The 8,252-nt window shown below is 69.6% G+C and carries 10 protein-coding genes; 3 read left to right on the forward strand and 7 right to left on the reverse strand.

The features are described from left to right. Positions 1–4 precede the first annotated feature (4 nt). On the reverse strand, positions 5–841 hold the full coding sequence (locus tag ABZ532_RS20175) for a hypothetical protein (protein WP_361285128.1): 837 nt from the start codon (positions 839–841) through the stop codon (positions 5–7). Positions 842–896: 55 nt separating this feature from the next. Continuing rightward, complete coding sequence (locus ABZ532_RS20180) at positions 897–1,271, reverse strand: DUF4236 domain-containing protein (RefSeq protein ID WP_361285131.1); 375 nt, start codon at positions 1,269–1,271, stop codon at positions 897–899. Between ABZ532_RS20180 and ABZ532_RS20185 the strand changes: the two genes are divergently transcribed. From ABZ532_RS20185 to ABZ532_RS20195, 3 genes are all read left to right on the forward strand, one after another. Then, on the forward strand, positions 1,270–1,743 hold the full coding sequence (locus tag ABZ532_RS20185) for a hypothetical protein (protein ID WP_361285134.1): 474 nt from the start codon (positions 1,270–1,272) through the stop codon (positions 1,741–1,743). The genes ABZ532_RS20180 and ABZ532_RS20185 overlap by 2 nt on opposite strands. A 269-nt stretch (positions 1,744–2,012) precedes the next feature. Then, a complete protein-coding gene (locus tag ABZ532_RS20190; RefSeq protein WP_361285137.1) occupies positions 2,013–2,630 on the forward strand; it encodes a DsbA family protein in 618 nt (205 codons plus the stop codon). Between the two features lie 335 nt (positions 2,631–2,965). Beyond that, positions 2,966–3,322 carry a hypothetical protein gene (locus ABZ532_RS20195; protein WP_361285140.1) on the forward strand — a complete coding sequence of 119 codons (357 nt, stop codon included), beginning with the start codon at positions 2,966–2,968 and terminating at the stop codon, positions 3,320–3,322. Positions 3,323–3,340: 18 nt separating this feature from the next. Here ABZ532_RS20195 and ABZ532_RS20200 read toward each other — a convergent pair whose 3' ends face one another. The 5 genes from ABZ532_RS20200 to ABZ532_RS20220 form a co-directional block, all read right to left on the reverse strand. Beyond that, positions 3,341–4,141 (reverse strand): sirohydrochlorin chelatase, encoded by an 801-nt coding sequence (locus ABZ532_RS20200; RefSeq protein ID WP_361285142.1) that lies wholly within the window; start codon positions 4,139–4,141, stop codon positions 3,341–3,343. A gap of 5 nt (positions 4,142–4,146) precedes the next feature. After that, complete coding sequence (locus ABZ532_RS20205; protein ID WP_361285146.1) at positions 4,147–5,073, reverse strand: ABC transporter permease; 927 nt, start codon at positions 5,071–5,073, stop codon at positions 4,147–4,149. Then, the gene (locus ABZ532_RS20210; RefSeq protein WP_361285149.1) at positions 5,060–5,857 is read right to left on the reverse strand and encodes an ABC transporter ATP-binding protein; all 798 of its coding nucleotides are present in this window, start codon (positions 5,855–5,857) and stop codon (positions 5,060–5,062) included. Before ABZ532_RS20210 ends, ABZ532_RS20205 begins: the two co-directional genes overlap by 14 nt. A gap of 61 nt (positions 5,858–5,918) precedes the next feature. Next, complete coding sequence (locus ABZ532_RS20215) at positions 5,919–7,040, reverse strand: aliphatic sulfonate ABC transporter substrate-binding protein (protein ID WP_361285152.1); 1,122 nt, start codon at positions 7,038–7,040, stop codon at positions 5,919–5,921. A 225-nt stretch (positions 7,041–7,265) separates the two neighbouring features. Further along, a partial coding sequence (locus ABZ532_RS20220) for a GTP-binding protein (protein ID WP_361285155.1) occupies positions 7,266–8,252 on the reverse strand: 987 nt, incomplete at its 5' end.

Below are 8,252 nucleotides of genomic sequence, written 5' to 3' on the forward strand. Positions count from 1 at the left end.
CGTCTCAGGCGCGGGGCGCGCTGTCCAGGTAATGGTGGAGCGATGCCGCCATGGTGCTGACGAAGGCGTCCCGGGTCGGTTCGTCGACATGGTCCAGGGACAGATAGGGATTGAGGTCCTCGAGTTCCACCAGGAGGAGCTCGCCGTCCCGGGTCCGGCAGGCGTCCACGCGCTGGATGCCGTGCCGGAGTGTGTTCCAGTCGATGAAGCGGCGCGCGAAGCGGAGGTCGGCTTCGGTGGGCTGATAGGCCTCGAGCACCCAGCGCTGGTCGGGGTCGGGCGCGTGGAGGGCGTACTGGAAGGTGTCGTCGACGTAGTAGAACGACACCTCGTAGCGGAAGTCGATCCGGGGCTGGACCAGGATGTCGCCGTACGCGAGGCTGCCCAGTCGGTCCCGAGGGACGACGCTGAGGCCGATGGAGTCCGCTCCTGCCCTCGGTTTGACCACGTACTCTTCGGCCTCGGACAGCAAGCCGAGGTCCTCGGGCCGGTCGACGGTGGGGATGACGGGGTAGCCGGCTGCGGTGAGGTCCAGCAGGTACTGCTTGCCTGCCATGTCGGCCCGGCCGGACAGCGGGTTGTAGACGCGGGTTCCGCGTGCGGTGGCCCGGTCGCGGAACGCGTCGTATTCCTCGTGGTAGTGCAGCACGGGACCGCTGTTGCGGACCACGACGAGGTCGAAGCCGTCCATCAGTGCCGCGGCATCCAGAGGATGGCACAGAGCGATGTCGAATTCGCCGCGCAGCCGTGAGGACAGACGGATGTCCTCGTCGCAGTAGCGCCGTCCCCGGGCCTGGTAGGCGAGGTCGGTCACGAACAGCACGCTGGGGCGACTGGGCACGGTGAGTCTCCTGGGTCGGCGGCGGCCAACCTATCCCAGGCCGTGAGCCCCGGCCTCAGTGCCGGTGGGAGCTCTTGTGCCAGCTGAATCCTCCCGGCAGCCGCACCGACGCACTGCGGTGGCCGCCGCTGTGCCGCGTGACATGGGCCCGGCGGGTACCGAAGCTCATCGACCAGCCGCGGTCACTGAGGTTGAGGTGCAGCAGCTTGGGGATGATCGTGATGCGCTTGTGGTAATAGATCGACATATCGGCCTCCTTGCCGTCATGGTGCACGGGAAACCCGGCGCGGCTGTCACCGCACTGCCACGGCCTTGTCACCGCAAGGGCAGACATGTCCTGATCACGGGGCACGGTCCCGGGCACCGCCGGCTTCTCCTCCGGATGGGCCAGCGGGGGATTGTCACCGGCCCGGCCTATCGTCGGTCCCATGTACGAGGACGGTGACGGCCCACCGCGGCCGGTTGACGAGCGCGCGGTGCGGGCGCGGGCGGCCGAGGTGCGGGTCGCCTTCGAGGGGCTGCTCCAGATCCGGCGCCTCACCAACACCGGAGCCGCTGAACCGGAGGCGACCCCGGCGCCGTGGGAGCACGGCCGGATGGTGCGGTCCGTGGCGCTCGCCCTCGAAGCCGCCGGGATACCGCCGTCCGCGGTCGACGCGTCCGGACGGCGGACGGCCGCCGGATACCGGGTGCGGGCCGCGGACGAGGACCACGAGCAGCAGCCCGGGGCCGTCGCGGTCGAATGGCTGGGGCCACCGGGTGGTGGTGCCGCCTCCGATGAGCGCGGCGCCCTTGAGGAGTGCGCACGGATCCTGGACCGGCTCGGCTGGGACGCCCTGGTGTACAGGGGGCGGGGCGGCCGTCGCTTCGTGGAAGTGCGCCCGCCGCATCCTGGGCGCTGAAGGGCTGGTGGGGCGGCCGGATGGGCCGGGGCCCCGGGTGGAAGGGGTGCCTTCCACCCGGGGCCCGGTACGCGGGTGCCCAGGGTCAGTCGTCCCTCGGCGACCTCTTCCCCGTCGTCGGCGAGCTGGACGGTCGTTCTGCGACTGGTAGGCATTTTTCCGGTCATGGACCGCTGTTTCCAGCCGTAGTTACCCGGAGGTATTCCTGGCTCCGAAGGGCCGGGCGATGTCCGTGGTCCCGGGTCACTCCAGCCTCTAGGGTCATCTCCATGACCACCGACCACACAGCTCAGGTCGACTTCTACTTCGACCCCGCCTGCCCCTTCGCCTGGATCACCTCCCGCTGGATCCTGGAGGTGGAGCAGCACCGCGACATCCATGTCCGGTTCCGCCCGATGAGTCTGTACTTCCACAACATGGACAACGAACTCCCTGATGGCTACCGCGCGCTGATCGACCGGACCATAGGGCCGGTCAGGGTTTTGGTCGCCGCGGCGGAGCAGTATGGGGAGCAGGTGCTGAGCGGTCTCTACACCTCCCTCGGCACCCGGATTCACCAGCAGAAGAACGAGGACTTCGACGCGGTGATCGCCGACGCCCTGGCGGAGGCCGGACTGCCGGCCGGGCTTGCCGCCGCCGCGCACGACGAGTCCTACGACGACGCGGTGCGCCGCAGCCACGATGCCGGTCTGGACCCGGTGTCCGGGGAGTACATCGGTACACCGACCATCCATGTCGACGGAGCCGTCTGGTTCGGTCCCGTGCTCAACTCGATCCCTCGCGGTGAAGAGGCGGGCAAGCTCTTCGACAGCTTCCGGGTGCTCGCGGGCCACCCCGACTTCTTCGAGCTGAAGCGCACCCGGACCGGGAAGCTGAACCCGGCCTGACACCGCGTGCTCGTTTCGGCCTTTGTGATGGCCGGAACGGGGAATCAGTCAACCAGCGCATGTTCCCAACGTCTCACTGTGTGTACCTGTCACATATCCACGTCGGGAGTAGGTCATGGGACGTTCATGGACAGCGGGCGCGGCGCTGGCGCTCGCCACCGCAGGCCTTGCGAGTGCGGTGGGACCGGCGTCGGCCGTGTCCCACCGCGCAGAGGGCGCCGCCGTCGGTCGCGGCGTGCTCGACGCCCTGGGGAAGCGGCACCAAGACGGCCGCGGACGCGGACGGGAAGCCGCTGAAGAACATCACGACGAGCCGGGGCACGTGCTACGACCGCATGGTGTTCGACATCAGCGGCGCCAAGGCCAAGCTCGGCTATCACGTCGGCTATGTGGACGCGTTCCACCAGGACGGCTCCGGTGAGCCGATACCGGTCGGGGGAGGTGCCATCCTCCAGGTGTTCGTCTCCGCGCCCAGCTATGACCCGGAGAACATGCGCCCGACCTATCCGGGCAAGGCGGGAAAGCCCCTGCCGGGTGTCGACCTCACCGGGTACAGGACTTTCAAGGACACCAAGTTCGGCGCCAGCTTCGAGGGCCAGACCCAGATCGGCCTGGGCGTGCGGGCCAGGCTGCCGTTCCGGGTGCTCCAGTCCGGGGACAAGCTCATCGTGGACGTCGCCCACACCTGGTGACCCCCGCCGGCGGGGGCCTCAGGCCCCCGCCGCCCGTACGGCCGTCCGCGCGAGCCCCAGGGCCCGGAGCGGGAGCCGGGCCAGGAGGGCTGTCGCCCGGGACTCGTCATAGCGCTGGAGCAGCAGCCCGGCCAGCTCAGGGGCGGGGCCCAGTACGTCCGCGAGCACATCAGCGCCCGCGCACCCGGCGCCGTCGGCGATACGGTCCGGAAGCCGCCCCGGGGCGATCACATAGGGAGCGACCGCCACCCGGCGCACCCCATCGGCGCGCAGCGCGCGCACCGCGTCCTCGGTGCGTGGCAGAGCAGCGGAGGCGAACGCAGGCCGCACGGCGCACCAACCGGTGTGCCGCAGCTCCCGCGCCATTTCAGCGATCACTGCGATCGCCTCCGGGTCGGATGAGCCCGCCGAGGCCAGGACGACCCCGGTCGAGCGCTTGTCGGCCGGGGTCAGCCCGGCCTCGTAGAGCCGCCGCTCCAGCGCGTCCAGCAGCAGCGGCGACGGGCCGAGCACATCCGCCTGGACGATCCGCAGCCGCGGGTGCCGGGCCCGGGCGGCGTCGAGTACGGAGGGGATGTCGGTCTTGGCATGGAAAGCGCGGGTCAGCAGCAGCGGCAGTGCCACCACGTCCCGGACGCCGTCGTTCGCCATCCGCTCCAGCACCTGCGGCACGGCCGGGGCGTTGAAGTCCAGGAACGCGGTCGACACCCGCAACCGGGGCCGCAGGGCCCGTACCCGCCGCACCAGGGCGTGCACGGTCGCGGCATGCCGCGGATCGCGGCTGCCATGGGCGATGACGAGCAGTACGGGTTCGTGCATGGGGATCAGCTCCGGGCGAGCAGACCGCGGCTGCGCAGCACCCAGCGTTCCAGCGGGCTGAAGACCAGCAGGTCGATGGCGATGCCGACGATCAGGATGAGGATGATCGCGAGGAACACCCCGGGCATGTCGAAGTTGTTGCGTCCGTTCTCCAGCAACTGGCCGAGCCCCAGGCCCAGCTCGGGGGAGGAGGCGATGATCTCGGCGGCCATCAGGGAGCGCCAGGAGAAGGCCCAGCCCTGCTTCAGTCCCGCCAGGTAGCCCGGCAGCGCGGCGGGCATCACGATGTGCCAGGTGCCCTTCAGGCCGGTGGCGCCGAGGGTGCGTCCGGCCCGCAGGAACAGCGGCGGCACCTGGTCCACGCCCGACACGAGACCGTTGGCGATGGACGGCACGGCACCGAGCAGGATCACCGTGAACATCATCGAGTCGTTCAACCCCAGCCAGATCACCGCTGGCGGCACCCAGGCCACCGACGGCAGCGACTGGAGTCCGGACAGGATCGGGCCTATGGCGGCGCGGACGAACCTCACCCGGGCCACGAGCAGGCCGAGCGGTGTGCCGATGGCCAGAGCCAGCAGGAAGCCGAGCAGACCGCGCGACACACTGGTCCAGATCACCTCGAGCAGGGTGCCCTGGAGCCACATTCCGGACACGCTGTCCCATACAGCGGACGGCGGCGGCAGCTTGTAGTCATCGGTGACCTTCAGCGTCACCAGCAGCTGCCACACCACGAGCACCAGCGCCACCGCCACGGTGGGCGGCAGCACCTTGCCCACCAGCACCTGGCGGACCGGGGTGCGATGGGCCTGGACGGTGTCGAGCGCGTCGAGACCCGCTTCGAGTCCGGCGAAGTCGTCGGTCCGCTGGGACGCCGCCTCCCCGGTGGCCGTGGCCTTGGCGGGCTCGAGCTCGGTGTCAGTGCTGGCCATGGCGGCGGATCTCCCCACGGAGTTGTTCGGTGATCTCGACGGAGAGCTCGGCGACGGCGGAGTCCTCGATGCGGCGGGGTTGGGGGATGTCGACGGTCCATTGGTGGGCGACGCGGCCGGGGCGTGAGGAGAGCAGGACGACGCGTTGGGCGAGGCGTACGGCTTCGCGCACGTTGTGGGTGACGAAGAGGACGGAGACGTTTGTCTCGCGCCAGATGCGGGTGAGTTCCTCGTGGAGTACGTCGCGGGTGATCGCGTCGAGTGCGGCGAAGGGTTCGTCCATGAGCAGGAGGTCGCTGTCCTGGGCGAGTGCGCGGGCGAGTGCGACGCGCTGGCGCATGCCGCCGGAGAGTTCGTGGACGCGTTTGCGGTGGGCGCCTGAGAGTCGGACGAGTCCGAGCAGTCGTTCGGCTTCGTCGCGGCGTTGGGTTTTGGGTACCCCGCGCAGTCGCAGGGCGAGTTCGATGTTCTTGCCGGCGGTGAGCCAGGGGAAGAGGGCGTGTTCCTGGAACATCAGGGCGGGTCGGCCGCCGGGGGTCTCGATGGTTCCTGTGGTGGGGCGGTCGAGGCCGGCGACCAGGTTGAGCAGGGTGGACTTTCCGCACCCGGAGGCTCCCAGGAGGGTGACGAACTCGCCGGGTGCGACATCGAGGCTGATGTCGTCCAGGACGAGCTGTGGTCCGGCCGGTCCTGTGAAGGACTTCGAGACGTGCGCGATACGGGCGGCGTGCGGCACCACCGTGGCGGTGGCGTCGTCGGCGGCCTTGGCGAGCGTGGTGGCCATGGTCGTCACCTCCTGGGAGCGGAGTGGTTCGGTCGTACGGGCTGTCGGCTGCGTGGCGTCGCTACTTGGCGCCGAGTCCGGCGTCGGACACCCCGGGCCGTCCTTCGGCCTTCAGCACCTTGTTCAGCAGCGTCAGGTCGTAGATGCCACCCAGATCCGGCTCGTCCAGCAGACCGGCCTTGACCGCGTGGTCGGCCTGCGCCTGGAGCGTGGACGCGAGCGGGTCGTCGGTGATCTGGATGGACTTCCAGGCCGGGTCGATGACTTCGGGCTTCAGCTCCTTCCCGCTGAGCTCCTTCAGCGCGGCGTTGGCCGATGCCTTGGCCTGGTCCGGGTTGGCCTTGATCCAGGTGTTGGTCCTCACCGTGCCGCGCAGCACGGCCTCGACCACGTCCGGGTGCTCCTTGAGGAAGCTCTGCGACACGATGATGTTGGTGATCACGAACTTCCTGTCCGGCCACAGCGAGGTCTCGTCCAGCAGCACCTTGCCGCCCTCGGCGACCAGCTTGGACGCGGTCGGCTCCGGCACCCAGGCACCGTCGATGGAGCCGGACTTGTAGGCATCGGGCGTCACCTTGTTGTCCGTGCGGACCACCGACACATCGCCCTTGCCGCTCTGTGCGTCGACCTTCCAGCCCTTCCCGGAGACCCAGTTGAGGAACGCGACGTCCTGGGTGTTGCCGAGCTGCGGGGTGGCGATCTTCTTGCCCTTGACGTCGTCCAGGGTCTTGATCGTGTCCGGGTTGACCACCAGCTTCACCCCGCCCGACGCGGAACCGGAGATGATGCGCAGCGCCTGGCCCTTGGACTTGGCGTAGCCGTTGACCGCGGGGGAGGGCCCGATGAAGCCGATGTCGATCGAGCCGCCGTTCAGGGCCTCGATCTCGGAGGGGCCGGCGTTGAAGGTCTGGGTGGCGACCTTGGTACCGCCCAGCTCCTTCTGGATCAGGCCTTCCTGGATGCCGACCAGGGCGGTGGCATGCGTCAGGTTGGGGAAGTAGCCGATCTTCACGGTGTCCGCGGAGAGCTTCCTGCCCCCGGCCGCCACCTCGGACGTGCTGTCCTTCGTGTCATCGGCCTTCGAGCCGTAGCCGCAGGCAGTGAGGGCCACGGCCAGCAGCGGAAGGGCAGCGGCGGCGGCGACACCGCGGCGCAGGGCGGGGGTTCGGGTGGTGGCAGGCACGGGAGGCGTTTCCTCTCGGAGGCCCGGCGGTCACGCGGTCAGTCGGCGTGGCCGGGATGTCGGCGTCTTGGTCTTCGGTGGTGCGCGGTGCGGGGGGTGTGGGCGCGCAGGCAGTGCGCGTACGTCATCGCGCACATCGCGTCACCCCGCCCGTGCCCGCGCCGAGGGAGCCGCTGCCGACGCGGCCGCCTTCCTTGGCGAAGGTCGCGTAGAAACCGGACATGGTCAGAAGTCCCATCCGTCGTCGTCCGTGACGGGAGCCGCCTTGGCGGTGGCGAAGGATTCGCCTGCCATTCCGGCCGCGAGTGTGGTGCCGTCGGACGGGTCGATCAGCAGGAACGAGCCGGTGCGGCGGGAGTCGGCGTAGGAGTCGAGGGCGAGGGGTTCGGCGGTGCGGACCCGTACCCGGCCGATGTCGTTGGCCACCAGCTGCCCGGGCGCAGGGTGCTGGGACAGGTCGTCGAGTGTCAGTTTCGACGGGATGTCCTTGACGATGGCCTTGACCGTGCGGGTGGTGTGCTTGAGCAGCACCCGCTGGCCCACCGCCAGCGGCTGGTCGGCGACATGGCAGACGGTCGCTTCCACGTCCTGGGTGGTGGCGGGTGCGTCCGCGGTGGGGACGATGATGTCGCCGCGTGAGATGTCGATGTCGTCCTCCAGCAGGAGGGTCACCGACTGCGGGGTCCAGGCGACATCCACCGGGGTGCCGAGCAGGCTGATCCCGGAGACCTTCGAGGTCTGGCCGGAGGGGAGCACGGTCACGCTCTCACCGACCCGGAAGGTCCCGGCCGCGATCTGGCCCGCGTAGCCCCGGTAGTCGGGATGCTCGGCGGTCTGCGGCCGGATCACGTACTGCACCGGGAAACGGGCGTGGCAGGAGGTGAGGTCATGGCTGACCGGCACGGTCTCCAGGTGCTCGAGCACGGTGGGGCCGCCGTACCAGTCCATGTTCGCCGAGGCGTCCACGACGTTGTCACCGGTGAGCGCGGAGATCGGGATCGCGGTGATCTCGGGGACGCCGAGTTCGCTTGCGTAAGCCGTGAATTCCTTCGCGATGGTGGCGAAGACGGTCTCCTGGTAGTCGACGAGGTCCATCTTGTTGACGGCGAGCACGACATGGGGGACGCGCAGGAGTGCGGCGATCGCGGCGTGCCGGCGGGTCTGTTCGACCACGCCGTTGCGGGCGTCGACGAGGATCACGGTCAGCTCGGC

The sequence above is a fragment of the Streptomyces sp. NPDC019396 genome, assembly GCF_040632375.1.
Lineage (GTDB): Bacteria > Actinomycetota > Actinomycetes > Streptomycetales > Streptomycetaceae > Streptomyces.

What these genes read in the sequence shown, in the direction of transcription:
- ABZ532_RS20185 (WP_361285134.1), top strand. Translation starts at nt 1,270, where the DNA reads ATGTACGAGGACGGTGACGGCCCACCGCGGCCGGTTGACGAGCGCGCG.
- ABZ532_RS20180 (WP_361285131.1), bottom strand. Translation starts at nt 1,271, where the DNA reads ATGGGACCGACGATAGGCCGGGCCGGTGACAATCCCCCGCTGGCCCAT.
- ABZ532_RS20190 (WP_361285137.1), top strand. Translation starts at nt 2,013, where the DNA reads ATGACCACCGACCACACAGCTCAGGTCGACTTCTACTTCGACCCCGCC.
- ABZ532_RS20195 (WP_361285140.1), top strand. Translation starts at nt 2,966, where the DNA reads ATGGTGTTCGACATCAGCGGCGCCAAGGCCAAGCTCGGCTATCACGTC.
- ABZ532_RS20200 (WP_361285142.1), bottom strand. Translation starts at nt 4,141, where the DNA reads ATGCACGAACCCGTACTGCTCGTCATCGCCCATGGCAGCCGCGATCCG.
- ABZ532_RS20205 (WP_361285146.1), bottom strand. Translation starts at nt 5,073, where the DNA reads ATGGCCAGCACTGACACCGAGCTCGAGCCCGCCAAGGCCACGGCCACC.
- ABZ532_RS20210 (WP_361285149.1), bottom strand. Translation starts at nt 5,857, where the DNA reads ATGGCCACCACGCTCGCCAAGGCCGCCGACGACGCCACCGCCACGGTG.